This is a genomic window from Nitrospirota bacterium (assembly GCA_004296885.1).
Lineage (GTDB): Bacteria > Nitrospirota > Nitrospiria > Nitrospirales > Nitrospiraceae > SYGV01.
Map to the genome: position 1 here is coordinate 192,290 of SCVN01000008.1, position 25,737 is coordinate 218,026.

Consider the following 25,737-nt stretch of genomic DNA (forward strand, 5'->3'; position numbering starts at 1 on the left):
TCCTCCCTTTTCTGAAGAGCCGTCGGCTTTCAGCAATCAGCTCTCAGCAGAACAAATTCTTCATGCTGATGGCTGAACGCTGACGGCTGACGGCTCATTTTAGAAAAACTCCTGCAACAGTTGCCGCATCCGACCGAAGGCCCGCCCGACCCGCCGTCCGCCCCGGCCGACCGATTCCAGATCGCCCATGTGATGGCAGGCATGCAAAATGAGCCCGACCGCCGTCGCATGCATCGGCGTCCCCGCGATGTCCCGCAGCCCGTCCACCCCGGTCGGCACGCCGCGGCGCGCCGGCAGATTGAGCACCCGCTCTGCCGCATCGGGCATCCCTTCCAACATCGAGGTCCCGCCCGTGATGACCACCCCGGCCCCCAGCCTTCCGTCATAGCCGGCATGGTTGATCTCGTCGCGAACCAACTCGAACATCTCCTCGACGCGCGGCTCGATGACCAGCGCCAGCTCCCGCCTCGCGATGCTTCTGGCCGGCCGGTCCCCCGCGCTCGGCACCTCGACCATGTCGCCGTCGTTGACCAGGTCCACCCGCGCAATCCCGTGCTTGATCTTGATCTTCTCCGCCTCGGTCTGGGAGGTCAGCAGCCCGATCGCGATATCCTTCGTCAAATTCTGGCCGCCGATCGGCAGGACCGCCGTGTGCCGGATGCTCCCGTCCACGAAGATCGCCAGATCGGTCGTCCCGCCGCCCAGATCCACCATCACCACGCCGAGGTCCCGCTCCTCGCTGCTCAGCACCGCCTCGCTGGAGGCCAGCGGCTGCAGCACGATCTCCACTACGTCCAGGCCGGCCCGGTTCACGCTCTTGCTGATGTTCTGCACCGAGGTGACCGCCCCGGTGATGATGTGGGCCTCCACGGCCAGCCGCGCCCCGGACATGCCCAACGGTTCCCGCACCCCGTCCTGGTCGTCCACCACGAATTCGCGCGGGATCACGTGCAGGATTTCCCGCCCCGGTTCGACCATGATGCCGGCGCGGACCTGCTCCATCACCCGGTCCACATCCTGGCGGGTCACCTCCTGCCGCTTCAGCGCGAGTACCCCGCGCGCCTGGGCCACGGAGATGTGGCTGCCGGCGATGCCCGTATAGACGGCGTTGATCTGGCCGCCGGTCATCAGCTCGGCTTCCTCCACCGCCTTCTTGATGGAATCCACCGTCAGGTCGATGTCGACCACGACCCCTTTCTTGAGCCCGCGGGACGGGCTGGAGCCCACGCCGATGATGTTGACGGTCCCGTCCTCGGTCATTTCCGCGACGACCGCGCAAATCTTCGTCGTGCCGATGTCCAGCCCGACCACTACGTGATCACGTCTCCCCACAGTCGGTCACCCCCTTTCGCGAACGATCACCTTGCCCGGATAGCGCAAGTCGATCTCATGCTTTGGATTCGCCTGCTCGTCGCCGACGCTGACGTGCAGCGTCCGGTCGATCTTGCGATACCGCTCCCATTTCTCCTCGAACGACGCCGGCCCGAATTGAAACCGCAGGCCTTGCACGTAGGCGACGGCATTCTCCGGGTTGCCCAGGTCGATTTCCGGCAGCCCGTCGAACTCATCGCCCAGCAGGCCGGCCAGCCGGATCCCGTTCCGCACCAACTGGCGGGCCCGGTCGTCCCCTTGCATCACGCGATCCGGGTCCACGCCGATCAGGATCGGAAACTCGGCGCCCTCCAGCACGGACAGCGGCGTCAAGACCTGGCCTTCCTTGTCCAGCAACAGCGCCGAGGACGAAGACTTCAGCATGACCACCGGCTGGCGCTCAACCAGAGTCACGATCAACTGATGGGGCAGCGACCGGGTCACGGAGGCCTGCTTGATCCAGGGATGCGTCATCAGCCGCTCGCTCAGAACCGCGGGATTGGCCGACCAGAGCGTCTCCCCCGGTTGCAGCCCCAACCGATCCAGCACTTCCTCCCGCGACAAGTGCTGGATGCCCGCAAGCGTCACCTCCCGGACCTCCAGCCAATCATGCAGGATCGGCTGGGCCTGCCGGTACGCCTGTAACCCGCCCCACCCGGTCGCACCCGCAACGAGGATGCCCAGGCAAGCCCACCCGATCCACTTGCTCACACGCCCCAGCTTGGAGGACAGCCGCCAACGAGCAGACGACCGACCGGCCCGCCTCGGCGCCCACATCGGCCGGGCGGCCCGCGCCCGCTGCTTGGCGCCTTTCCACTGTTTCATCGTGTCTTTCTCCCTCCCGCCATGGCACGGAGCGCAGGCGAAGCAGCCCGGCAAGCGGCTTGGCCGGCCGCCGCGCGGGCGAGGGCGGACCGGAGGATCAACTCGGTCAAGGTGTCATAGTCCAACCCGGCTTGCGCGGCGGCCATCGGCAGGAGGCTGGTCTCGGTCATGCCGGGGATCGTGTTGATTTCGAGCACGTAGGGTTTGCCGCGTTGCGTCACGCGAAAATCCACCCGCGCCGCCCCGTCGCAGCCGACGGCCCGATAGGTCCGGACGGCCAGGTCCTTCAACAGCCGGGCCAGCTCCGGCTTGAGCGGAGCCGGGCAGAGGTAGCGCGTGCGGCCCTTCGTATACTTGGCCGCATAGTCATAGAAGCCGCCCGGCGCCACGATCTCCACCGCGGGCAGCGCCACGATCTTGCCGGTATCGCCCAACACCGACACCCCGATCTCGCGTCCGGGAATGTAGGTTTCCACGAGCGCTTCCTCGTCGTAGGCATGGGCGCGACGCAGCGCGGGGCGCCAGTCGGAGCGCCGCCGCACGATCGAGACCCCGATCGTGGAGCCCTCCGAAGCCGGTTTCACCACCAGCGGCAGATGCAGGCCGGCCGGCAACCCGGCGGACCGGCCCTGTTCGCGCCGGATCACCGTTCCCTCCGCCACGGGGATACCGGCATAGGCCAGCAGGGCCTTCGTCGCTACCTTGTGCATGCCGATCGCGCTGGCCCGCACGCCCGATCCCGTGTAGGGCATCCCGATGGATTCCAGCAAACCCTGTATCGTCCCATCCTCTCCGCCGGGACCATGCAGCGCCAGGAACACCAGCCCCACCCGTTTGGCCCGAAGTTGTTGCACCAGGGACTCGCTCACATCGATGGCCACCGCCTCGTAGCCGCGACGCTGCAGCGCGCCGTGCACCGCGCGCCCCGTCCGGAGCGACACCTCCCGCTCGGAAGATTGCCCCCCCATCAGGACACCGATGCGCGCTTTCGTCAGCGGCTTTCTCCTCACCGTTTACCTTTCACTGTTCACAATCCTCACGGCTGCCCCACGATCTTGAGTTCCAGTTCCAGCGTAATGCCCGTCTGCTCTTGCACCGCACGGCCGACTTGCTTGATCAGGGTGATCACGTCGGCGGCGCGCGCCTGTCCCAGGTTCACCACGAAGTTGGCATGTTTCTCCGACACCTGGGCGTCGCCGACTCGGGCCCCCTTCATGCCCGCGGCTTCGATCACGCGCCCGGCCGCATCGTTCGGGGGATTCTTGAACACGCAGCCGGCGCTGGGCTGGGCCAGCGGCTGGGTATCCCGCCGATGATGCAAGTAGTCCTTCACCACGGTCTCGATCTGTTCGCGGTTCCCGGGCCGGAGTTGCAGCCAGGCCCCGGCCACGATGCCGCGCGGCAGCTTGGCGCGCCGATAGCTGAACCGGATGGCCGAGGCCGGTACGTCCAGGACCTTCCCCTTCGGGTCCACCAGACGCACCGCCTTCAGCACTTGCCGCATCTCCCCCAGTCTGGTTCCCGCGTTCATCACGACCGACCCGCCCAGGGTGCCGGGAATCCCGGCGGCCCATTCGAGCCCGGTCAACGATCGGGTGATCGCATGTTTCATCAACGTCGGCATGCCCACGCCGCCTTCCGCATAGACCACGGAGTCCGGTTCGTCCCGGATCGCCGTGAGCTTCGCCAGACTCACCACCAAGCCGCGGATGCCCCGATCGCGCACCAGCAGATTCGTGCCTCCCAACACGAAGATCGGCACCTTCGCGGCCTTGGCCTGACCGACGAGCCGGCCCAAGTCCTCCACGTCGGCGGGGAAGCACAAGACATCGGCCGGCCCGCCGATGTGAAACGACGTCAGATCCCGCAGCGAGGCATTGAATCGGACCTCTCCGCGCAGACCGGCCACGGCCGCATGCAGGTCTCTGGCCTGCGCCCCCTTGCGAGCCGGCGCGGACGCGATCGCCTTGGGCCCCGGACTCAGCCCCTGTCTGCCGCCGTCCCGCATCACGACCTCCACGATCATAGCCGCTCCAACAACCCGGGACCGGCCTTCCAGATATCGCCCGCTCCGAGCGTGATCACCAGATCGCCCGGCTGGACTTCCGCCCTGACCTGCTCGGTCAATTGTTCTTTCCGTTCCACCCAACGGACGGCCGGATGGCCGGCGGCCCGGATGGCCGCCGCGAGCTTCTCGCCGGTGATGCCGGGGATCGCCGCCTCGCCGGCCGGATAGATGTCGGTGACGAACAGGAGATCGGACTGGCCGAAGGCCTGGGCGAACTCCTCCATCAGGTCGCGCGTGCGCGTGTAGCGGTGGGGCTGAAAGAGCACGACCAGCCGGCGCTTCCACCCCTGTTTGGCGGCGGCCAGCGTCGCCTTGATCTCGCTCGGATGGTGGCCGTAATCGTCCACGACCATCACCCCGCCTTTTTCGCCGCGCAGCTGGAAGCGCCGCTCGACCCCGGCGAAGGAGGCCAGCCCCTTGCGGATCAAATCCACCGGCACATCCAGCTCGATGCCGATGGCGATGGCGACCAGCGCGTTGCTCACGTTATGGATCCCCGGAATGGATATCCGGAACGGCCCCAAATTCTTGTCTCGGTGGTAGGCCCGGAATTCCGACTCCCACTGGTTCGCCGTGATGTCGCTCGCGCGGAAGTCCGGCGCCGGCACCCCAGGCCGCTCCTGCAACCCGTAGGTCTGGTAGCGCTTGACCACCCGAGGCAGCAGGGCGCGGATCCGCTCGTCGTCGGCGCAGAGCACGGCGAGTCCATAGAAGGGCACGCGGTTGATGAATTCCAGGAAGCTGCCCTCCAGCCGTTCCATCGTGCCGTAGTGCTCCAGATGCTCCTTGTCGATGTTGGTCACGGCGACGACCGAGGGCGAGAGCTTGAGGAACGACCCGTCGCTCTCGTCCGCTTCGGCCACCAGCAGATCGCCCCGGCCCAGCCGCGCGTGACTGCCCAGCGCGTTGACTTTTCCGCCGATCACCACGGTCGGGTCCAACCCGGCTTGCGCCAGCACCGCCGCCACCAGGGAGGTCGTCGTGGTCTTGCCGTGCGCGCCGGCGATGGCGATCCCATACTTCAGGCGCATCAGCTCGGCCAGCATCTCGGCGCGCGGGATAACCGGGATGACCTTCGCGCGGGCCGCCACCACCTCCGGATTGGTCGGCGCCACGGCCGACGAGATGACCACCACCTGCGCGTCCCCCACGTTGGCCGCGTCATGTCCGATGAATATCCGCCCGCCCAATTCCTCCAGACGCTTCACTGTCTCCGAGTAATTTAAATCTGAGCCCGTCACCTTGTAGCCGAGCGTCAAGAGCACCTCGGCGATCCCGCTCATGCCGGAACCCCCGATCCCGACCAGGTGAATGTGCTGAATCTTCCTGAACATCGTCGGTCCCACGCGAACGCTCACTCCGCTCCGTCTGGCGGACGACTCGTCCGAACCGAGCCTGTCCGGACGAAGGCTCTGCTCACGACCTGGTTGCTCCAAGAGGTTGGTTGGTCCCATAGTCCTCCTTTAGGAGTTTTCGGCACATCTCCACGATGGTTTCGGAGGCGTCGGGTCGCCCCAGGGCCGCGCTCCGCTCCCCCATCGAACGCAGACGACCGGCATCGGACAGTAAAGCTGCAATCTGGTTCGCCAATGAGGTCCCCGTGAGTTCGGATTGTCTCAGCAAGACCGCCGCTCCTGCTTGCTCCATCACCAGCGCATTCTTCTCTTGATGCTGATAGATCGCCGTCGGCAACGGGACCAAAATAGCCGGCTTGCCGCAGGCGGACAATTCGGCCAGCGTGATCGCCCCGGCGCGCGACACCACCAGGTCGGCAGACCGCAGCGCCTTCGGCATGTCATAGATAAACGGCGTCACCTCTGCCTCCAGCCCGGCTGCCACATAAGCGGCGCGCACGGATGCACAATCCGACTCGCCGGTCTGATGGACGATGGCCAACCGGTCCTTCATGGCTTGCACATGAGGCAGGGCCTCCACCATCGCCTGATTGATCGCATGCGCTCCCTGGCTGCCGCCGAACACCAACAGTCGATACACCGGGCGATCGGTGCGACGCGGGGACGCGGCGACGGGGGGATGTAGCAGTGCCGTTGTGTCCCCGCGTCCCCGTGTCTCCGCGTCCCCTCCTGCCCTCGTAGCTTCCTCGTAGAACTCCCGCCGGATCGGCATCCCCGTGACCCTGACCTTGGCGGACGAAAACGAGCCGGCCGCCGCGCCGTAGGACAGGAACACGAGGTCGGCCAAGGGCCCCGTCGCCTTGTTCGCCAGTCCAGGAGAGGCATTGGGCTCCAACAATACCCGGCGGATCCGTAGCAGCCAGGCCGCCAGGATCACCGGCGGACTGCTGTATCCCCCGACGCCGATAACGAGGTCAGCCCGCCGCGCGCGCAGGATCGCAACCGCCTGCCGGACCGCCACAGGTAAAGATAGACAAGCCAGGACCGCCTGCCGCCAACCCCGTCCCATCACCGGCCTGGCCGCGATCATCTGCAATGCAAATCCCTCATGCGGGAGCACCTTGCTTTCGATTCCCCTGGCCGTCCCGACGAACAGCACCTCCGTGGCTCGGTCCTGACGCAGAAACTCGCGGGCCAAGGCCACAGCCGGATACAGATGGCCGCCGGTCCCGCCGGCCGCAATGACAATCCTCATCTCCCTCCGGCCTGACGAGCGGCCCCCGGCGCCGGTCTGCCTCCCTGCCGATCGCGCGAAATGCTGAGCAGAATGCCGATCGCCAACAGACTCACCATGAGCGACGACCCGCCGTAGCTGACCAGAGGCAGGGTCAACCCTTTGGTCGGCAACATGCCGGTCACGACACCCGCATTGATCAAGGCCTGACATCCGATCAACAACGTGATGCCCAGGGCCAAGTGCCGGCCGAAGGGTTCCCGCGCCCGGTTCGCGATTTGAAACCCCTTCACCACCAGCAGGGCATAGAGGAGCATGATACAGGCCGTGCCGAGCAGGCCCACTTCTTCGCCCACCAGGGCCAACACGAAATCCGTATGGGCCTCCGGCAGGAAAAAGAGTTTCTGCTTGCCTTCGCCCAACCCCACGCCCAACAGGCCGCCGCTCCCGAAGGCCAAAAAGGACTGGTTCACCTGAAAGCCGGCCCCAGTCGGGTCCTTCATCGGATCCAGAAAGGTCATGAGCCGCTGCATCCGATAGGGCGACCGCCAGACCAACAGCCCCACCACCGGCAACGCCATCAGCACCAACCCCAGCAGATGCCCGAGCCTGGCCCCGCCCAGAAACAATAAGACCAACGTCACCAGACCGACCACGATCACCGTGCCCAAATCCGGTTCCAGCACCACCAGCCCGGCCAGCAATCCAATGACCAGCAGCGGCGGCAAAAACCAGGTGGTGAATTCCGTCGCCCGTCCCTCCTTCTTGGTGAGATAGGCCGCCAGGTAGAGCACCACCACCAGCTTGACCATCTCGGCCGGTTGAATCGAGATGGGGCCGAAGCGCAGCCAGCGCCGCGCGCCCTTCACCACCGTGCCCACGTGCGGGATCAGCACCAGCATCAGGAGCAGGACCGTGACGCAGAGAATCGGCAGCGCCATCCGCTGCCAGACCGTGTAGTCCACACGCGACGCCACGTGCAGCAGCAGAAACCCGAAGGCCAGCCAGGCCAATTGCCGCTTGAGGTAGTAGATCGAATCGTGGAACCGATTGCCCGCCACCACCCCGCTGGCGCTGAACACCATCACCAGCCCGATCAACGCCAACAGCAACGTGATGGTCAACAGGACCCCGTCGGCCTTCGCCACCGCCTTGGGCCTGGCACCGCCCCCCGGCCAAGGAAGCGCCAACGTGCCCCCCTGCATTCCCTTGCGCGACATTCATATGCTCCGCTTTAGCTCTCAGCCTTCAGCCATCAGCTCCGATCTTCCCTACTTCATCCCAGACTGAAAGCTGACGGCTGATAGCTCTTACGGCAGTTCTTTCACCAACGCTTTGAACTGCCGCCCCCGGTCCTGATAATCGGCAAACATGTCGAAGCTGGCGCAGGCAGGCGAGAGGAGCACCGCGTCGCCCGCGGTCGCCTCCCGCGCCGCCAGGTCCACCGCGTCCCGCAACGTCGCCGCCTTGCTGATCCGGTCGAATCCGGCCAACGCCGCCTGGATCAACGGCGCCGCGTCTCCGATCAGGATCAGCCGCTTGACCCGCTGCATGACCGTCTGGCGCAGCTTGCTGAAATCCCCGCCCTTGTCCTTACCGCCCGCGATCAACAGGATCGGCTGCGACAGACTCTCCAAGGCCTTGAGCGTCGCATCCACGTTCGTGCCCTTGGAGTCGTTGATGAACCGCACCCCCTCCCGCTCCCGCACGAACTCCAGGGCATGTTCCAAACCGGGAAAGGTGCGGAGCACCTGCCGCATGGACGGAATCGGGCAGCCACAAGCCAGACCGATGGCCGCGGCGGACAAGGCATTGGACAGGTTGTGATCGCCCAACAGCCGCAACTCCTCCCGGCGGCAAATCTCCTGCCGCTTCCCTCCGATGGTCGCCACCAACGCTCCCCCGTCGAGAAAGGTTCCTTCGCAGCCGGCGCGATCCGGGGACAAGACCCGGCTGAAGCCCAGGGTCCTGGCGCTCAGCTTCCCCGCCAACCCCGCAACCCGCTCGTCATCCAGATTCAACAGGGCCAGGTCCCCCTGCGCCTGGTTCTCGAACAGCCGGCTCTTGGCCGCCACATAGTCGTCCAGCGAGTCATAGCGATCCAGGTGATCCGGCGTGATGTTCAGCAGGGCCGCCACCCTGGGATGAAACCGTTCGACCGTTTCCAGTTGAAAGCTCGACACTTCAGCCACCACATAGTCGTAGGGACCGGCGCCAGGCCCAGCCTGATAGGAGGCCAGCGCCGCCTCGCACAGAGGCGTACCGAGATTGCCCCCGACGAACGCCCGCTTGCCGCTCTCGGCCAGCAACAGCCCCACTAACGTCACCGTCGTGCTCTTCCCGTTCGTCCCGGTGACGGCAAGAATCGGCGCGCGCAGAAACCGGGAGGCCAGCTCCAATTCTCCAATCACCCGCACGCCGCGCCCTCGCACCGCCTCGAGCGCGGGAAGCCGGCTGGGCACGCCGGGGCTGATCACCACCAGTTCCGCCCCGTTCAGCGCCGCCTCGTAACCGGCCCCGACCCGCACCGATACCGCCGACCGGTCCAGCCGCGAGAGGGGTTCGGCCAGGGCCGACTCCTCTTTTCCGTCCGCCACCGTGACCTGCGCACCCACTGTTTGCAGGAGCCGAGCCGCCGCGACCCCGCTGCGGGCCAAGCCCACCACGGTCACGCGCTTGCCCCTGATCTCCGCTTCCGCTGGGAATGACATCCTCCTCCACTGGATCAGCCTGTAGGATTCAGACCCAACAGGATGCTCAAACGGCTATCCAACGAGGCCGCAGGGAGTAAGAGCCCCGAGGCGTACTGAAGAAGTACGTTGAGGGGATCGAGCGACCGAGAACAAAGTTGGGAGCCATTTTCAGCATCCTGCCATTACCGTAGTTTCAACGTGCTCAAGCTCAAGAGCGCCAGAAGAATGGCAACGATCCACAGCCGCACCACGACTTTCGGTTCCTCCCATCCTTTCATCTCGAAATGATGATGGATGGGCGCCATCAGAAAGATCCGCTTCCCCCGCGACTTGAACGACGCCACCTGAAAGATGACCGAGATCGCCTCGATCACGAACACCCCGCCGACCAGCAGGAGCAGCAGCTCATGCTTGCTCACGACCGCCACGGTCCCAAGCGCCGCCCCGAGGGGCAAGGAACCCACATCCCCCATAAATACGGAGGCCGGGTAGGTATTGAACCAGAGGAAGCCCAGGCTGGCGCCAAAAATTGCGGCAGTGAAGACCGCCAGTTCCCCGGCGCCCTCGATGTAGGGAATCAGCAAATATTCCGACGTAATCTTGTTGCCGACCACGTAGGCGACAATCGTATAGGCCAGGGACGCGATCATGATCGGGCCGACCGCGAGCCCGTCCAGTCCGTCGGTCAGATTCACGGCATTGGAGGCCCCCACGATAACCAGGACGGCGAACGGGATATAGAGGAGGCCCAAGTCGGGCGTGAAGTTCTTGAAGAACGGCACGCTGAGTTGGGTGGAGTAGCCGGGCAGGAAATAGAAGACCAAGCCGATGCTGAGCGCCACGAGCCCCTGCGCCAGAATTTTCTGCGTGGCCGAGAGTCCCTTGGAGCGGCCCCGCACGAACTTGAGATAGTCGTCGGCAAACCCCACGGCCCCGAATCCCAACGTGGCCAGCACGACCAGCCAGACATAGCGATTGGTGATGTCCGCCCACAGGAACGTGGCCAGCACCACCGCGAAGAGGATCAGCAGCCCGCCCATCGTCGGCGTGCCCGACTTCGAGAGATGCGTGCTGGGCCCGTCCTCCCGCACCTGCTGGCCCATCCGGATCTCCTGCAATTTCCGAATCAGCGGGGGGGCCAGCACGAAGGCGACGAGGAAGGCCGTGACCGCCGCATAGATGATTCGGAAGCTCAGATACCGGAAGACGTTCAGGAACGAAAACTCGGTGTGCAACGGATAGAGCCACAGATACAGCATGCGTCAGTTCCAGGTAAAACGATAAACGATGAGTGATGAATGATGAACGGAGAACGGATGTCGCCTCAGTTCATCATTCATCAATCACCCTTCATCAATGTTTCGACGACCCGTTCCATCGTCATCCCGCGCGAGCCCTTGACCAGTACCACGTCCCCCGCCCGCGCCAGCTCCTTGCAGAGGTCCGCGGCGGCAGACGAATCGGCCACCGTATGAATCCGCCCGGCTTCCATACCGGCCGAACGAGCGCCTGCCGCCAGGTTCCGCGCCAACGGCCCGCAGGCGATGAGCTGCGTAATGCCCCGGGACGCCAGATGGACACCGACATCCCGATGCAGGGCCGGCGACTCGGGGCCCAGTTCCAGCATGTCGCCCAGCGCCGCAATCGTCCCGCCTCCGCCGGCCAGTTCGGCCAGCAGTGTCAGGGCCGCCTTCATGGAGGCCGGATTGGCGTTGTAGCAATCGTTGATGATCGTGATCCCGCGGCAGACCGTCACCTGCGAACGCATCTCGGCTGGCCTGAAATGCCCCAGCCCGCGCGCAATCGCCGCGCCGCTCATGCCCAGGGCGTGCCCCACAGCCGCAGCCGCCAGGGCGTTGGAGAGGTTGTGGACGCCATGCGCCGCCAACTGGACCTTCGTGCCGCGCGCCCGGTCCGGGAGGATGAGGCTGAACGTCGTGCCCCGGCTGAGATCCATCGTCACATCGGCGGCGCGAATCAGCGCGCGCGAAGACTGGCCGAACGGCAGGACGCGGCAGCGCGCCCGCGAGGCCAGGTAGTCGAAATAGGCATCGTCCGCGTTCAGCACCGCCGTTCCGTCTTCCGGAATCCAGTCCAGCAGTTCGGCCTTGGCATGGGCGGAGTCGTCCAGGCTGCCGAAGAATTCCAAATGGTCCGGGCCGATATTGGTGATCAGGCCGATCGTCGGATGGGCGATCTCGCACAGGCGCGTCGTCTGCCCCTTCCGGTCCACGCCCATCTCCACCACGGCCGCGTCATGGCGCTGGGTCAGACGCAACAAGGTCTGCGGCACCCCGATCCGGTTGTTGAAATTCCCTTCCGTTTTGAGCACCGATCCCCGCTCGGCCAGAACGGAGGCCGTCATCTCTTTGCAGGTGGTCTTGCCGTTGCTCCCGGTCACCGCGACCAACGGCATCGAAAATCGCTGGCGATGGTGCGCGGCCAACTGCTGATACGCGAGCACGGCATCGGGCACGCCGAAGATCGGCTTGGTCGCCGTCTTGCCCCAAGACTGGCCCTGGATGAGGGCGCCGGCCGCCCCCTTCCGGATCGCGGCCTCCACGAACTCCCGGCCGTTGAAGCGCTCCCCCGGCAGGCCCACGAACAGATCGCCGCGCCGGATCTGGCGCGAATCCGTGCAGAGACGGCGGAACCCGCTGCGCGCGAGTCGACCGGCGCCGGAAGCCAGCACCCGCGCCCCAGTCACCTCGAGGATCTCTTCCACCGTAAACAGCGGCATGACATCCCACGGATATGGCTGGCCGGGCCTCAGCGCCGGTTGTTCAGCGATGGACCCTGTGACCGCCCCCATGGCTCCCTTTCATCGCTTCGCGGTAGCGCTCCTCCACCCGCTCCAGCGCCGCCCCGATAGTCTCGCCCGGATGGACGGCGAACGTCGTCCCCGTTTCCGGATCATTGCAGAGGATGTATGAGCCCCCTTGCTGTCTCGTCTGGACGCCCAAGACCGTGATGCCTTGCATTCGTTGGATATCCGTCACGGCTCCTCCTCAGTTAGGATGTTGAAAAAGTCCGCCAGCTTTGCTCTCGCATCGCTGGACGGCCTCTTTGAACATCCTGTTAGGCGCGGCTCCGCTTGCGCAACGCCTCTCGCGCCACTTCGCGATCGTCGAAATGCAGCTTCTGGCTGCCGATGATCTGGTAATCCTCGTGACCCTTTCCGGCGATCAGGACCGTATCTCCCGTCCGCGCCTCGCGGATGGCCGCCTCGATGGCCTGGCGTCGGTCGGCGATCACCCGGTACTGCGCGCGCGCCGGCGCGGCTGCCAGGGCCTCCTTCACGCCCACCTCGACTTCGCGCAAGATCGCCGCGGGATCCTCGCTGCGCGGATTGTCGGAGGTCAGCACCACGACGTCGCTCTGCTCCGCCGCCACACGCCCCATCTTCGGCCGCTTGCCACGATCTCGGTCCCCGCCGCAGCCGAACAGGGTGATGACCCGGCCCGTCTTGAGACGGTTGGCCGCGGCCAGCAGACGCATCAGCGCATCCTCGGTATGGGCATAGTCCACCACGACGGTGAAATCCTGGCCCGCCTCGACGCGTTCGAAGCGTCCCGGCACGTTCTCGACCGACGCCAACCCGGCGCGGATCTGTTCCTGCGTCAGCCCCTCCTGCAACCCCACGCCGATGGCCGCGAGCAGGTTGTAGACGTTGTGCTCCCCCACCAGCTTGCTGGCCACCTCGAACCGGCCGACCGGGGTCACGACCGTGAAGTTCGTGCCTGCCAGCGAGAGCCGCACCGCTTCGGCGCGGATGTCGGCCGGACGCCGGATCGCATAGGTCCACACGGGAACGCGGCAGGCCTGGCACACGCGCGGGCCCCGCTCATCGTCCACATTCACGATGGCGCGCTTGGGCTTGAGCTTTCGCCCGGTCGGCGACAGGGCGGAGAAAAGGCGCACCTTTGCCTGAAAATACTCTTCGAGGTCGGCGTGGAAATCCAAATGGTCCTGGGTCAGGTTCGTGAACACCGCCAGGTCGAATTCGCAGCCGGCCGTGCGATCCAACGCCAGCGCATGAGACGACACTTCCATGACCGCCGTATCCAGCCCCGCGGCCACCATGCGCGCCAGCAGTGCCTGTAGCTCGACCGCCCCGGGAGTCGTGTGGGAGGCGGGGATCACTTCGGCCCCGATCTGATAGGCCACGGTACCGATCACCCCCACCTTCCGGCCGGCCGCTTCTAGCACGGCCCGGCAGAGATAGGTGATCGTGGTCTTTCCGTTCGTCCCGGTCACACCGATCATCGTCAGCCTGGACGAAGGATCCCCGTGAAACCGGCCGGCCAGCAGGCCGACGGCGCGCCGGGAATCCGGCACCTGAATGACCGGCACCGCCGGCGGCACCGACCCTCCCGCCGGCGGCTCCTGCACCACCAACGCGGCTGCGCCGGCCTGGACCGCCTGGACCAGATGCCGGTGGCCGTCCGCCTTGCCGCCCTTCACCGCGACAAACACATGGCCCGGCTTGACGCAACGCGAGTCGTCGGTTAGTCCGGTCACCTCGACTCCGAGGCCTCCGGGCCGCGTGACCGCTTCCAGAGGTTCGATGAGTTCGGCCAGCCTCACGAGGGATCTCCCACCGAAGCCAATCGCACAAGCGTTCGATCCACCCCGCCGCGCCTTGCTTCCCCATATTCATCATACCGGGCCAGCTTGATCGGCGACTTGGAGGAGACGCCCAGGTGCGGAAGCGCCTGCTCCGCCACGCGCCGGAACACCGGCGCCGCAATCGTGCCGCCCCATTGCTCCGTGCGCGGCTCGTCCACCACCACCAGGATCGCCAGCCGCGGATCGTCCGCCGGCAGGTAGCCGACGAAGGAGGCCACGAAGAGGGTCGGCGAATAGCGGCCAGTCTGAGGATCGATCTTCTGCGCGGTGCCGGTCTTGCCCGCCACCCGGAATCCGGCAATGGCCGCCTTGGCGCCGGTCCCATGGGTCACCACGCCTTCCAGAATCGCCGTCAGGGACTGGGCGGTCTCGGCGGACACGGCCCGGCGCCGGATTTGCGGGCCCGTCTGCGCCACCACCGCCCCCTTGCCGTCGCGAATCTCCGACACGACGTAGGGCTTCATCAGCCAGCCGCCGTTCGCGACGGCCGCCGTCGCGTTGAGCAACTGCAGGGGCGTGACGCCGACTTCCTGCCCGAACGCGATCGAGGCCAACGACTGGCGGCCCCAGTCCTTCGGATCCCGCACGAGCCCCGCCGCTTCACCCGGCAAATCGATTTCGGTCCGCTCGCCGAAGCCAAACGCCTTGAGATACCGGTGCAGCCGCTCTTCGCCCAGCGCCATCCCGGTTTTTGCCGCGCCGATGTTGCTCGACTTCTGCACCATCTGGGCAAAGGTCATCCAGCCGAGCTTTTCATGGTCGTGGATGTTCCGCCCGGCCGCGGAGAACTGTCCATTCTCGCCGTTAATCAGGGTGCCGGGCCCCATGACTTTTTCTTCCAGGGCGGCCGCGGCGGTAATCACTTTCATCGTCGAGCCAGGTTCATAAGCGTCGGTGAGCGCCCGGTTCCGCCAGCGTTCCGGCGTGAGGTTGCCCATGCTGTTCGGATCGAATTTCGGGTTGATGGCCATGGCCAGGATCGCACCGGTACGAGGCTCCATGACCAACACGACCCCGCCCTTCGCCCTGGAATTCGTCACCGCTTCGTCCAATTCCTTTTCCGCGATGTACTGGATCACCTCGTCGATCGTCAGGGTGAGGCTATGCCCAGGGGCCGGCCCCTGTTCGTTCAGCCCCTTCGGAAAGACGGTGCGGCCCAGCGCATCCCGCTGCAGGACCACCTTCTGCGTTTCCCCCCGCAGGTACGATTCGTACCGCCGCTCGATCCCCTCCAGCCCCTGCCCGTCCATCCCAGCAAACCCCAGCACATGCGCCAGCAGCGGCCCCTTCGGATAGAAACGCCGCCCCTCCATCCTGGTCCCGATCCCCTCCAGCGACAGACGCTCCAGGCTCCGTCCCTGCTCCGGGTCCAGCTTGCGGGCGATCCAGACGAATTTCTGCTCCCGCCTCAGCTTCCGTTCGATGTCATCGGCCCGGACGTGGAGCACCCGCGCCAAGTCGCGCGCCACGCCGGCAGGATTCTCCAGCGACGCCGGAATGCCGTAGACCGAGGGCACCTCCATGTTCATCGCCAGGACCTTGCCCTGCCGGTCGTAGATGCCGCCGCGCCCGCCTTCCACCGTCACGGACATCCGGTGCTGCCGGTCCGCCTTTTCCGTCAGTTCCGCCGCCTGCAATACTTGCAGCGTGAACAGCCGGAAGAGCACGCCGGCAAACCCGAGCATCAGGATGAGCCCGGCGACGATCCTCCGCCACCGATAGGGGTCTGCCGAAGTCACGGGATTCTCACCCCCACGTCGCTCTTGGCCAGCCGCAACTCCGCCCCCCGGCCGGGCGCGAAATCCGGCGTCACCTTCACCAGCACCACCTGCCCCTGCTCCGGCGGCCCCATCCCCAGCTTCTCCGTGGCCGCCCGCGCGATCCGCTCCGGCGCCGTCATGCTGGACACCTTCACCCGCAACTCGTCCCGCTCCCGCTGGAGCTGCACCTTCTGCTGCTTGAGCTGCTCGATGTGATAGCCGACGCGCACGATGTCCACGCGCTCCCACACACAGAGCAGCAACAGGAGCAGGCCCGTCACGGTCATTCCGGCCAAGGTTTTCATGCGGCCCTCCCCACGGTCAGGCGTTCGGCAACCCGCAACTTCGCGCTCCGGGCGCGCGGATTGCCCGCCCGTTCTTCCTCGGACGCCACGAGCGGCCTCTTGGTGAGTACGGACAAGCAAGGAGACTCCCCTCGCGACAACGCGCGGAAAGTCTGCTTGGCGATACGATCTTCGAGGGAATGGAACGAGATCACGCAGAGCCGCCCCCCCGGCGCCAGCACCTCCACCGCATCCTTGAGCGCGCCCTCCAGCACATCCAGTTCGCGATTGACGGCGATCCGCAGGGCTTGAAACGTGCGCGTCGCGCAGTGGATGCGCCCGTGGCGATAGGGCGGCGGGACCGATCCGCGAATCACAGACGCCAACTCCAGGGTCCGGGCCAGCGGGTGGATCGCCCGCGCGCGGACGATGGCCCGCGCGATCCGTCGCGAATACCGCTCTTCCCCATAGCGATAGATCAGGTCGGCCAGTTCTTGCTCGGGCAGGTCGTTCACGAGAGAGGCGGCGGAGAGAGCGGCACGCTGATCCATCCGCATATCCAGCGGGCCGTCGGCAAGAAAGCTGAAACCCCTCGTCGGTTCGTCCAGTTGCGCTGACGACACCCCCAGATCAAACATCACGCCGTCAACCTCCGCGACGCCCATTGAGCGTAACTGTTGCTTCAGCTCTTGAAAATTTCCCCGAACGAGACGCACGCGACCGGCATAGGGCTGTAGCCGTTCCCCGGCCGCACGCAGGGCCGCCTCATCCTGATCCATGCCGATGAGCACACCATCAGGGGCGCTGCGCTCCAGAATGAGGGCTGCATGCCCTCCATACCCAACGGTGCAGTCCACATATCGGCCTCCGGGCTTGCAGCCCAGGCCCGCGACCACTTCTTCAGCCAATACCGGAATATGGAGATCTTTCTCATGTTCACCAGGCAAACCATTTACTCCCACTTCTTCCCACTTTTCTCGCGTAATATACTCCCATGCATATACTTGTCAAGAAAATTTTGCGGTTTCTTAATAGGATATGGATGGCTGTGAATTCACAGAATGAATGCGAAATTCACGCTTCCAGGGGGGCGAATAGACTAAGTGGTGCAGAAGGCGAGCAAGAACTTTCAAATGACTTTTAGCTAAAAATGAAGCTCATAGAGATCACGATTGCTCGTTTGATACAGGGTTAGGGGCATGGTACCGTAGCGCAAATCTCAAGAGGGGTGCGCCATGGCTTTTGATTGGAGATGGGCATGGGCGGGTTTCTGGGAATCGCTTCCCTCCCCAGTTCAAGACGCGATCAAAAATTGGTTTTGGCAAACTCTCATTGGGTTTGCTTGCATGATGGCCTACTTCGCATGGGCGGCGTTCCAGGAAGTGCAGCAGTGGCCGGGAGAGATAATAGTTCTGATCGGTTTTGCCTTTTTCGTGATCGGCTTTGCCTTGGTAAATCAGATTCGATGGCGTCAATTACAACAAAAAATGCGAGCGAACATTGAGCAAGGCGAGGTACCGAAACAAAAGCTTCCAGATGCTACACCAGCACAATTAGCGCAAAGACGTATATCCGGCGTGCGTTTGCACCTTGCAGATTTGGTTAAAGATGGCCCCATTCTTCGAGATAAGATTATAGAGGGCTGTCAGATTGTTGGGCCAGCCGTGATTGCGTTATTGGGTGGCAATACAATAAGTCGCAATGAACTTGACGGAGGCCGACCAACATTTACGGACTATGTTTGGATTGTTCCTGAAGGCCATTCATTGGTAGGCACTGTCGGCCTGGAAAACTGCGAGTTTCGACGGAGCCATTTTTTACACATTTCCTTTATTGCCACTGAGCAGCAAGCATCGGAGTGGCGAAAGGAATTTCATGAACTTCCGCGACGATCATGACGCCACTAATTCCTTGTACTCCACATTGGATGAATTGAGCAGCTTAATGAGCGCGTCCCGAAACAGGTATGGATTCTAACGGTCGTCAAACCGCCATTCCAGTTCATCGAGGCAGGCGTCCAGATTGGACACCTCGTGCAAGTATATAATCGTGAACCCGATGAGGTTCTTCTTCCACAAGCTGAAGGCTGATTGCTGACGGCTGACCACCTCTTTCACGGATACAATTTATACAGCATGCGCGGAAACGGAATCGTTTCCCGCACATGCTCCAGCCCGCAGATCCAAGCCACGGCCCGCTCGATGCCCATGCCGAAGCCCGCGTGGGGCACGGACCCGTAACGACGAAGGTCCAGGTACCAGCGGAAGGCCTCTTCCGGCAGCTTGTGTTCCCGGATGCGGCAGAGCAGTTTCTCGTATTCGTGTATGCGCTGCCCGCCGCCGATGATCTCGCCGTAGCCTTCCGGCGCCAGCACGTCCATACACAGGGCCAGGTCCGGCCTGGTCGGATCGTTCTGCATGTAGAAGGCCTTGATGGCCGACGGATACCGGTGGACGATCACAGGCCGGTCGAATTCGTTCGAGAGCAACGTCTCCTCGTCGCCGCCGAAATCGTCCCCATGCTGGATTGGGTTCCCCTTCTGCTGCAACCGCGCCACCGCCTCTTCATAGGTAATGCGCGGAAACGGCGCGACGATCCGTTCCAGCTTGGTCACGTCCCGCTCCAGCACGGCCAGCTCGGCCCGCCTCGTCGCCAGCACCCGCTCGACGATATGGGAGAGAAACGCCTCGGCCAGGTCCATCATGTCGGCCAGTTCCGCGTAGGCCACTTCCGGCTCCACCATCCAGAATTCCATGAGGTGCCGGCGCGTCTTGGACTTTTCGGCGCGGAACGTCGGGCCGAAGCAATAGACCTTTCCAAAGGCCGCGGCCGTGGCCTCGCTGTACAGTTGCCCGCTCTGCGTCAGATAGGCCTTCTCGTCGAAATAGTCGGTCTGGAACAGAGTCGTGGTGCCTTCGCAGGCATTGGGCGTGAAGATGGGCGCGTCCACGAGGGTGAAGCCCCGGTCGTCGAAAAAGTTGCGGCAGGCGCGGATGATTTCGTGCCTGATCCGGAGCACGGCATGCTGCCGGCTGGACCTGAGCCAGAGGTGCCGGTGCTCCATTAAGAAACCGACCCCATGTTCCTTCGGCTGGATCGGAAAGGGCTCCGCCACCTGCACCGGCTCGATCTTCGTCACGTCCAGCTCATACCCGCCGTGGGCGCGCGCATCGGCCTTGAGGGTGCCCGTGAGGACCACGGAGGACTCTTGCGTCAACGCGGCTGCCGCGGCAAACGGCTCGTCCCCGACCGTGCCCTTGCTGACGACAGCCTGGAGATCCCCGGTCCCGTCGCGCACGACGAGGAAATGGATTTTCCCGCTGGAGCGGCGATGGCGCAGCCAGCCCTTGATCGTGATCTCCTGCCCGACATGGTCGGCGACATCCTGGATATACACGTGCGGCATGTGAACCTCCCTGCGTCTCCGTCGTCGGCCTTGCGCGGCCACGGCGGATGCAGCCTATCCCAACGTCAACCGGCTTTCAAGATCGCCGACCGCACCGCGTCAACCGCGTCCGCCCCGCGCAAACCCCGCTCCGGTTTGACATTGTTCGGCGGCGGCGAGCAGAATGAAACCGTCGGCAGCGGATGGACGCGCTCATGCGACACACCACGATGACAGACGGTCTGCTGGTCCTCGGCCTCGTCCTGGCCGGAGCCGGCGTGTTCTTCCTTCAGGAGTCCGCGCAGGCGACCATGTACCTCTGCCCCGGCAAGGTCGGGGACACGATCCAACTCCAGCCTGGCCCAGGCTGCAAGCCGCTGGTCGATCCCAAGGCCGAGCTCAAGGCCGAGGCGGACAAGAAGCCGGCCAAGCCCAGACCCGACATCGGCGTCACACCGGACAATATCGAGGCCTCGGTGGCGTCCTTCCTGAAGCGATACCGCGAATTCATGTCCTGCTGCTCGACGGATCCGGCGATGATCAAGGACATCGACGATCTGGACTACGAGGCAGGGGAGATTCTCAAGCAGACGGACAAACTGGTCGGCCAACGGTTCTCGCTGGTCGCCTCTCATGGGGCGCTGGTGCTGCCGGTGGTCGAGGCGCGGGACAAACTGCACGCCCTGAAGGCGAAACACCAACAGCTCGACCAGGCGTATGAAAAGGCGGAGGGCCTGGATTACGACGCGGCGGGGCGGGCACGGCGCAAGATACAAGAGGAAGAAGCGACGATGCAGCGTGAGTTCCAGCCGGCCCCTCAGCCGAGCCGCGCCCCGACGGGGAAAGACGTGGGCGATTCCCGCTTCAACGCGACGAGCCAAACGGGCCCGGCCCTCGGCGGCACCTCGACCTTGAACCGCGACGCGGCCGTGGGTCCGGCGGCCGGGCAAGGCACCCTCGACAAGGCGGCCCGTACCGGCACCGAAAGCGTGGGGCAATCAGGCCTGAACGACGCCAGCCAGACCGGTCCGGCCCTCGAGGACACATCCAGCTTCAATCGCGACAGCCAGATCGGCCCAGGCCTCAAGGGCAGCAGCTCCCTCAACGAGCAATCTTCCACCGGCCCCTCGGTCGGCCAGTCCGACCTGAATAAGCGCTAGTCATTCGCTGCAAATAGGCCGTAAGCCGAGCGAGAAGGTTTTCAGTATTCAGTTCTCCGTAGTCAGTTCCGGAAACTGACAACCGAAAACTGCTTACCGACAACTTCTTCTTTAGGCGGCCGGTTTCACCGGCGGCATGGGCGTCCACGTTTCGCCCCCGTCCTGGCTCCGGTAGAGCCCGCTCCCGTTCGTGCCCACGTACCAGACCTTCGGATCGACCTGGCTCTGAACCAACGAACGGACGTTGAGCGTGGCCAGACCTTGATTCAATGCCTGCCAGGTCTCGCCCCGGTCCTTGCTCCGATGCACCCCCTCGCGGCTGGCCACATAGATCGTGCCCGGCTGCGCCCGATCCAGCAGCATGGCGCTGATCATCTGGTCCGGCAGCTTCTGGGCGATGCGCGTCCAGGACTGAGCCTGATCCCGGGACCGGTAGATTCCGTTCAGGGTGGCGGCATAGATCGTATCGGGCGCATAGGGGTCCACTTGCATGACGGTCACGCCCAGAGCGCGGGAGGACTTGAGCACTTCCGGCGGCACGAGGCCGTTGTTGGCCTTCTCCCATCCCTTGCCGCCGTTGACGGTTTTGTACACGCCCCCGCTCGTGCCCGCATACATGACCTGGGGTCTCGTCGGGTCCAGCGCCAGCGTCACGACCATCAACACTTCCTTCATCCCGTCCATGCGCTTCTGCCACTGCTCCCCGGCATTCTGCGTCTCGAAGACTCCCATCGTGGTCGCGACAAAGATGTGGGCTGGCTCCGCCGGGTCGAACACGAACTGGTTGACGACCGAGGTGATCGTCACATCCTCCAGCCCGGCCCGCAGCGAGACCCAGCGCTGGCCCCCATCGTAGCTCTTGAAGACCGCATCCCCTTTGGTGCCGGCATAGACGGTGGCGGGATAGGCGGGATCGACGGCCATCGAGATCACGCGCGAGTGGCTCATGCCTTTGGAGAGATTCTCCCAGGTCTCGCCGCCGTCGCGCGTCTTGTAGATGTAATCGTTGGTCGCGACGTAGAGGATGTTCGGATTGGCCGGATGCACCGTGATCACGACGATCGCGTCGGCGCGTCCGCAGCCGGAGAGGAACAGCGCCGCCAGCAGACAGCAGGTGAGAAGCAGGCCTCGAAGGCAGGTCGGCATCGTCACGCCCGAGGCAGGAGCCTACCGATAATTAAGGAATTGCAGATCAATGCCAAAGTCCTTTTGCTTTAAGAATGCGATCACCGCCTGGAGTTCATCCCGGCTCTTGCTCTGGATCCGCACCTGGTCCCCCTGGATCTGCGCCTGGGCCTTGAATTTCCCGTCGCGGATCGCCTGGCTGATCTCCTTGGCCTTGTCGGAGGCGATGCCGCTTTGCAGCGTGATCGTCTGCCGCACCGTCCCGGCCAGCGCCGGCTCCACGGCCCCGTAGGTCAGGGCTTTCAGCGATACGTTGCGCTTGACGAACTTGGCCTTCAGGATTTCCAGCACCGCCTTGAGCTTGTACTCGTCGTCCGAGACCACGACCAGCGTCTTGTCCTTTTCCGTCAGCGTGAGCTCGGTCTTGGAATCTTTGAAGTCGAAGCGCTGGCGGATTTCCTTCGTGGCCTGCTCCACCGCGTTCTTCACTTCCTGCATGTCGATCTGCGACACCACGTCGAACGAATTCTGATCGGCCATCACACACCCCTTTCAGCTATTAGCGGTCAGCTTTCAGCCTTCAGCTCCGGTCCGAAGTCAAAGCTGATGGCTAACGGCTGACAGCTTCTTGATCAACAACAGCGATCCACGGTAATCCGCAACCCCTCCCCATGGGCCGGAGAAGCCCCGCCCAACGGCACTCCGCCCGGCCCCACTAACACCTCGCTGCTCGTACAGGGCTTCCCTTCCACCAGATAGCCATACCATTGGCGCAGACTGTCCGCCAGCACGATCACCGCCAACAGGGCCACCGCTCCCACCAGCGCCGCATCCAGATAGAGGGGCAAGACCGGCTCGGCGGCCCCGGCTGTTGCCGCTTTGTGCAGGAACAAGAAAGCCAGCTCATAGCAGCCGGTCAACGTGATGGCGCCGACGAACAGCATCGGCCCGATCGTGATCCAGAGATACCGGGCCTTCTGCATCTTGATCAAGACAGTCGTCCCGATACAGAGGGCCAGGGTGCCGAGCAGTTGGTTCGCCGCCCCGAACATGGGCCAGATCGTCGAGATGCTGCCGGTCCCGATCAGATAGCCCCAGGCCCCCACCACGAGGGCGCTGCTGGCCAGCACGCCCGGCCACCAGGATATCTGCCGCAAGGGCCGATAGAGGCGCCCGCCCATTTCCTGCACCAGATAGCGGGCCACGCGGGTGCCTGCGTCGATCGTGGTCAGGATGAACAGGGCTTCGAACAGGAGCGCGAACTGGTACCAATAGGCCATCAAGTGCGCCATGCCGGGGAGACCGGAAAAGATCGAGGCCATCCCGACCGCCAACGACACGGCTCCGCCCGGCCGCCCGGCCACGTCCGACTCGACGAGGTGGGACAGCTCCTCGATCCGCGAAACGGGAAAGCCCATGGCCGCCAGCGCCTCCGGCGAGAGCAGCGTGTTGATCGCCAGATAATCGCCCGGCACCAGGACCGACGCGGCGATCAGCGCCATCACGCCCACAAAGCTTTCCATCAGCATGGCCCCGTAGCCCACGATGGAGTAGGACTCCCGCGCGATCATCTTGGGCGTCGTGCCGGACGAGACCAGCGAATGGAACCCAGAGATGGCGCCGCAGGCGATCGTAATGAAGAGAAACGGGAAGAGCGTCCCGGGAATGATCGGCCCACCTCCGTGCACGAAGGCCGTGACCCGCGGCATCTCGATGATCGGGGCCATCGCCATCACCCCGGCCGCCAGGAGCACGACCACGCCGATCTTCATGAAAGTGGACAGGTAGCCGCGCGGGTCCAGGAGCATCCAGCCCGGCAGGATGCTCGCGAGAAACCCGTAGCCGGCCAGGAGCCACACCAGCGTCGGCCGCTCGAAATGGAACCAGCTTGCCGTATCGGATTGGGCCACGAGGCGCCCGCCCCAGACGGCCAACAGGAGCAGCGCAACCCCCAGCACCGTCATCTCCCCGACGCGGCCCGGACGGAATTTCTGCAGGTAGAACCCCATAAGGAACCCGATGGGCACCGTCATGGCGATCGTAAACGTCCCCCAGGCATTCCGATACAAGGCGTTGACCACGGCGAGTCCCAGCCCCGCCAGCGCCACGACCACGATGAACAGCACCGCCACGGCGGTCGTCGCCCCGGTGACGATCCCGACTTCATCCTGCGCGATCTCCGGCAGGGACCGGCCATTGCGCCGCATCGAGGCCACGAGGATGATGAAGTCCTGCACCGCCCCCGCCAGCACGGCGCCGATCACGAGCCAGAGGAAGCCGGGCAGGTAGCCGAACTGGGCCGCCAGCACCGGCCCCAGCAGCGGGCCGGCTCCGGCGATGGCGGCGAAGTGGTGGCCGAAGAGAACATACTTGTTGGCCGGGTAGAAATTCTTGCCGTCTTTGAGCCGGTGCGCGGGCGTCACCCGCTCGTCGTTCAGCTCCATGACCCGTCGCGCCAGAAACCGGGCGTAGAACCGGAAGGCGAGGACGTAGAAGCAGGCCGCCGCCACGACCAGCCAGAGGCCGTTCACCTTTTCGCCCGGATTGACCAGGCCCGTGACGAAGCCGAAGGCCAGCGCGCAGACCGACGCGATCAGCATCCACAGAGCTTTCATCGCCACGCTCATGACGATCGGTATCCTTGCAACTCTGCTGAGTCCTGTACAAGAGGCACGCGAGAGGAGGGCGCCGCGGCGGCAGCGCATCGGTTCAGGCAACCATCACCGGGCCGCAATCGTGCGTATCGTGCCCTGGAAAGCCGTGAGGAATCCGTCGATCTGCTGCCCGGTCAAGGCGCCCATGTTGGCCACGCGAAAGATCTTCCCCTCCAACAACCCCTGCCCCGGATAGATGACGTAGCCCTGCTCCTTCAGCTTGTCGTGGAGCGCCTGATAGGTCACTCCGTCCGGCAGATGATAGGCCGTGAGACTGTTGGACTGCAGTTCCACCGGTAGGACCGGTTTCATCCCCAGTGCGTCCATCTTTTTCCGAATCTGTGCCGCGGCGTTCTTGTAGCGCTGGATCCGGGCGGCCACTCCCTCCTCCAACAATTCGTTGAGCGCTTCGTCGAACGCCTGAAAGACTTGCACCGCCGGGGTGACGGGGCTGCTCCCCTTCTCCGCGTCTTCATAGTAATGGGGCAGGTGCAGATACCAGGACCGTTTGGGATAAGCCTTCATCCGCTCCATGAACCCCTTGCGAACCAGCACGAAGGACACGCCGGGCACCCCCTGGAGACAGTCATGAGCCGTGCCGGCCACCATATAGAGGTGCGGCCCAGCCACGTCGAGTTCTTCCCCGCCCAGGCCGCTGACCGAGTCCAGGACGAAGACGCGGTTCAGGCTGTCGGCCACCTCGGCCATCTCCTTCACGGGATTGATCAAGCCCGTCGTGGTCTCATGGTGCACCATCGCGACCACGTGGACTTCCGGGTGCTGGCGCAACGCCAGCCGCAGCTTCTCCGGGTCCGGCCTCGTGCCCCAATCCAGCTTGAACTCGTTGACCCCCAGCCGGTGCACGCCGACGATGGAGGAGAGGCGCTCGCCGTAGACGCCATTGTTGATCACCAGCGCTCGCTTGCCGTTCGGGAGCGAGGAGAGCACCGCCGCTTCCACGGCCGCGCTGCCCGAGCCGGTCAGGAGCACCGCGGTATAGTCCGCCTCCGCCCCTGGCACGAACGCCTGAACCAGCTTTCGCCTGATCCCTTGCATGAGGTCCGCAAACTCAGACTCCCGATGGCAGAGATCGGGACGTTGAAGTGCCGCGCGCACGCGCGCCGACACATTGACCGGGCCGGGGCTTAACAGAATCATAACAAGTCCTCAGCTTTCAGCCATCAGCCATCAGTT

General features: G+C 64.4%; 22 protein-coding genes. 2 read left to right on the forward strand and 20 right to left on the reverse strand.

What is annotated here, in order from left to right; genetic code table 11:
- Positions 1–99: 99 nt before the first annotated feature.
- From ftsA to rsmH, 15 genes are all read right to left on the reverse strand, one after another.
- Positions 100–1,332: a cell division protein FtsA gene (ftsA, locus tag EPO61_06045; protein ID TAJ09615.1), complete on the reverse strand. Its 1,233-nt coding sequence runs from the start codon at positions 1,330–1,332 to the stop codon at positions 100–102.
- A gap of 6 nt (positions 1,333–1,338) precedes the next feature.
- Positions 1,339–2,196: an FtsQ-type POTRA domain-containing protein gene (locus tag EPO61_06050; GenBank protein ID TAJ09616.1), complete on the reverse strand. Its 858-nt coding sequence runs from the start codon at positions 2,194–2,196 to the stop codon at positions 1,339–1,341.
- Positions 2,193–3,206: a D-alanine--D-alanine ligase gene (locus EPO61_06055; protein ID TAJ09617.1), complete on the reverse strand. Its 1,014-nt coding sequence runs from the start codon at positions 3,204–3,206 to the stop codon at positions 2,193–2,195. The genes EPO61_06050 and EPO61_06055 overlap by 4 nt, the downstream gene beginning before the upstream one ends.
- Positions 3,207–3,232: 26 nt before the next feature.
- Entirely contained in the window at positions 3,233–4,222 is a 990-nt protein-coding gene (gene murB, locus EPO61_06060) for a UDP-N-acetylmuramate dehydrogenase (protein TAJ09618.1), read from the reverse strand.
- Positions 4,219–5,598, reverse strand: coding sequence for a UDP-N-acetylmuramate--L-alanine ligase (locus EPO61_06065; GenBank protein TAJ09692.1), 1,380 nt, complete (start codon positions 5,596–5,598; stop codon positions 4,219–4,221). The genes murB and EPO61_06065 overlap by 4 nt, the downstream gene beginning before the upstream one ends.
- An 82-nt stretch (positions 5,599–5,680) precedes the next feature.
- Positions 5,681–6,874: an undecaprenyldiphospho-muramoylpentapeptide beta-N-acetylglucosaminyltransferase gene (gene murG / locus EPO61_06070; protein TAJ09619.1), complete on the reverse strand. Its 1,194-nt coding sequence runs from the start codon at positions 6,872–6,874 to the stop codon at positions 5,681–5,683.
- Positions 6,871–8,073, reverse strand: coding sequence for a putative lipid II flippase FtsW (gene ftsW / locus EPO61_06075; protein ID TAJ09620.1), 1,203 nt, complete (start codon positions 8,071–8,073; stop codon positions 6,871–6,873). The genes murG and ftsW overlap by 4 nt, the downstream gene beginning before the upstream one ends.
- 90 nt (positions 8,074–8,163) lie before the next feature.
- Positions 8,164–9,564: a UDP-N-acetylmuramoyl-L-alanine--D-glutamate ligase gene (gene murD, locus EPO61_06080; protein TAJ09621.1), complete on the reverse strand. Its 1,401-nt coding sequence runs from the start codon at positions 9,562–9,564 to the stop codon at positions 8,164–8,166.
- A 164-nt stretch (positions 9,565–9,728) separates the two neighbouring features.
- Positions 9,729–10,805 (reverse strand): phospho-N-acetylmuramoyl-pentapeptide-transferase, encoded by a 1,077-nt coding sequence (locus EPO61_06085; GenBank protein TAJ09622.1) that lies wholly within the window; start codon positions 10,803–10,805, stop codon positions 9,729–9,731.
- An 80-nt stretch (positions 10,806–10,885) separates the two neighbouring features.
- On the reverse strand, positions 10,886–12,358 hold the full coding sequence (gene murF / locus EPO61_06090) for a UDP-N-acetylmuramoyl-tripeptide--D-alanyl-D-alanine ligase (protein ID TAJ09623.1): 1,473 nt from the start codon (positions 12,356–12,358) through the stop codon (positions 10,886–10,888).
- Positions 12,330–12,545 carry a hypothetical protein gene (locus EPO61_06095; GenBank protein ID TAJ09624.1) on the reverse strand — a complete coding sequence of 72 codons (216 nt, stop codon included), beginning with the start codon at positions 12,543–12,545 and terminating at the stop codon, positions 12,330–12,332. The genes murF and EPO61_06095 overlap by 29 nt, the downstream gene beginning before the upstream one ends.
- Positions 12,546–12,624: 79 nt before the next feature.
- Positions 12,625–14,133, reverse strand: coding sequence for a UDP-N-acetylmuramoyl-L-alanyl-D-glutamate--2,6-diaminopimelate ligase (locus EPO61_06100; protein TAJ09625.1), 1,509 nt, complete (start codon positions 14,131–14,133; stop codon positions 12,625–12,627).
- The gene (locus EPO61_06105; GenBank protein TAJ09626.1) at positions 14,130–15,914 is read right to left on the reverse strand and encodes a penicillin-binding protein 2; all 1,785 of its coding nucleotides are present in this window, start codon (positions 15,912–15,914) and stop codon (positions 14,130–14,132) included. The genes EPO61_06100 and EPO61_06105 overlap by 4 nt, the downstream gene beginning before the upstream one ends.
- Entirely contained in the window at positions 15,911–16,240 is a 330-nt protein-coding gene (locus tag EPO61_06110) for a hypothetical protein (GenBank protein ID TAJ09627.1), read from the reverse strand. The genes EPO61_06105 and EPO61_06110 overlap by 4 nt, the downstream gene beginning before the upstream one ends.
- The gene (gene rsmH, locus EPO61_06115) at positions 16,237–17,166 is read right to left on the reverse strand and encodes a 16S rRNA (cytosine(1402)-N(4))-methyltransferase RsmH (GenBank protein TAJ09628.1); all 930 of its coding nucleotides are present in this window, start codon (positions 17,164–17,166) and stop codon (positions 16,237–16,239) included. The genes EPO61_06110 and rsmH overlap by 4 nt, the downstream gene beginning before the upstream one ends.
- Before the next feature lie 288 nt (positions 17,167–17,454).
- Between rsmH and EPO61_06120 the strand changes: the two genes are divergently transcribed.
- A complete protein-coding gene (locus EPO61_06120; protein ID TAJ09629.1) occupies positions 17,455–18,117 on the forward strand; it encodes a hypothetical protein in 663 nt (220 codons plus the stop codon).
- A 215-nt stretch (positions 18,118–18,332) separates the two neighbouring features.
- Here the strand turns inward: EPO61_06120 and EPO61_06125 are convergent, their stop codons facing one another.
- On the reverse strand, positions 18,333–19,625 hold the full coding sequence (locus EPO61_06125) for an asparagine--tRNA ligase (GenBank protein ID TAJ09630.1): 1,293 nt from the start codon (positions 19,623–19,625) through the stop codon (positions 18,333–18,335).
- 194 nt (positions 19,626–19,819) lie between these two features.
- On the opposite strand from EPO61_06125, the gene EPO61_06130 reads away from it, so the two are divergent.
- Entirely contained in the window at positions 19,820–20,764 is a 945-nt protein-coding gene (locus tag EPO61_06130) for a hypothetical protein (GenBank protein ID TAJ09631.1), read from the forward strand.
- A 111-nt stretch (positions 20,765–20,875) separates the two neighbouring features.
- On the opposite strand, the gene EPO61_06135 is transcribed toward EPO61_06130, so the two are convergent.
- The 4 genes from EPO61_06135 to EPO61_06150 form a co-directional block, all read right to left on the reverse strand.
- Positions 20,876–21,910 (reverse strand): hypothetical protein, encoded by a 1,035-nt coding sequence (locus tag EPO61_06135; GenBank protein TAJ09632.1) that lies wholly within the window; start codon positions 21,908–21,910, stop codon positions 20,876–20,878.
- Between the two features lie 21 nt (positions 21,911–21,931).
- The gene (locus tag EPO61_06140; protein ID TAJ09633.1) at positions 21,932–22,429 is read right to left on the reverse strand and encodes a YajQ family cyclic di-GMP-binding protein; all 498 of its coding nucleotides are present in this window, start codon (positions 22,427–22,429) and stop codon (positions 21,932–21,934) included.
- A gap of 92 nt (positions 22,430–22,521) precedes the next feature.
- Positions 22,522–24,516 carry a carbon starvation protein A gene (locus tag EPO61_06145; protein TAJ09634.1) on the reverse strand — a complete coding sequence of 665 codons (1,995 nt, stop codon included), beginning with the start codon at positions 24,514–24,516 and terminating at the stop codon, positions 22,522–22,524.
- A gap of 93 nt (positions 24,517–24,609) precedes the next feature.
- Positions 24,610–25,701 carry an aminotransferase class V-fold PLP-dependent enzyme gene (locus EPO61_06150; GenBank protein TAJ09635.1) on the reverse strand — a complete coding sequence of 364 codons (1,092 nt, stop codon included), beginning with the start codon at positions 25,699–25,701 and terminating at the stop codon, positions 24,610–24,612.
- Between the last annotated feature and the right edge of the window lie 36 nt (positions 25,702–25,737).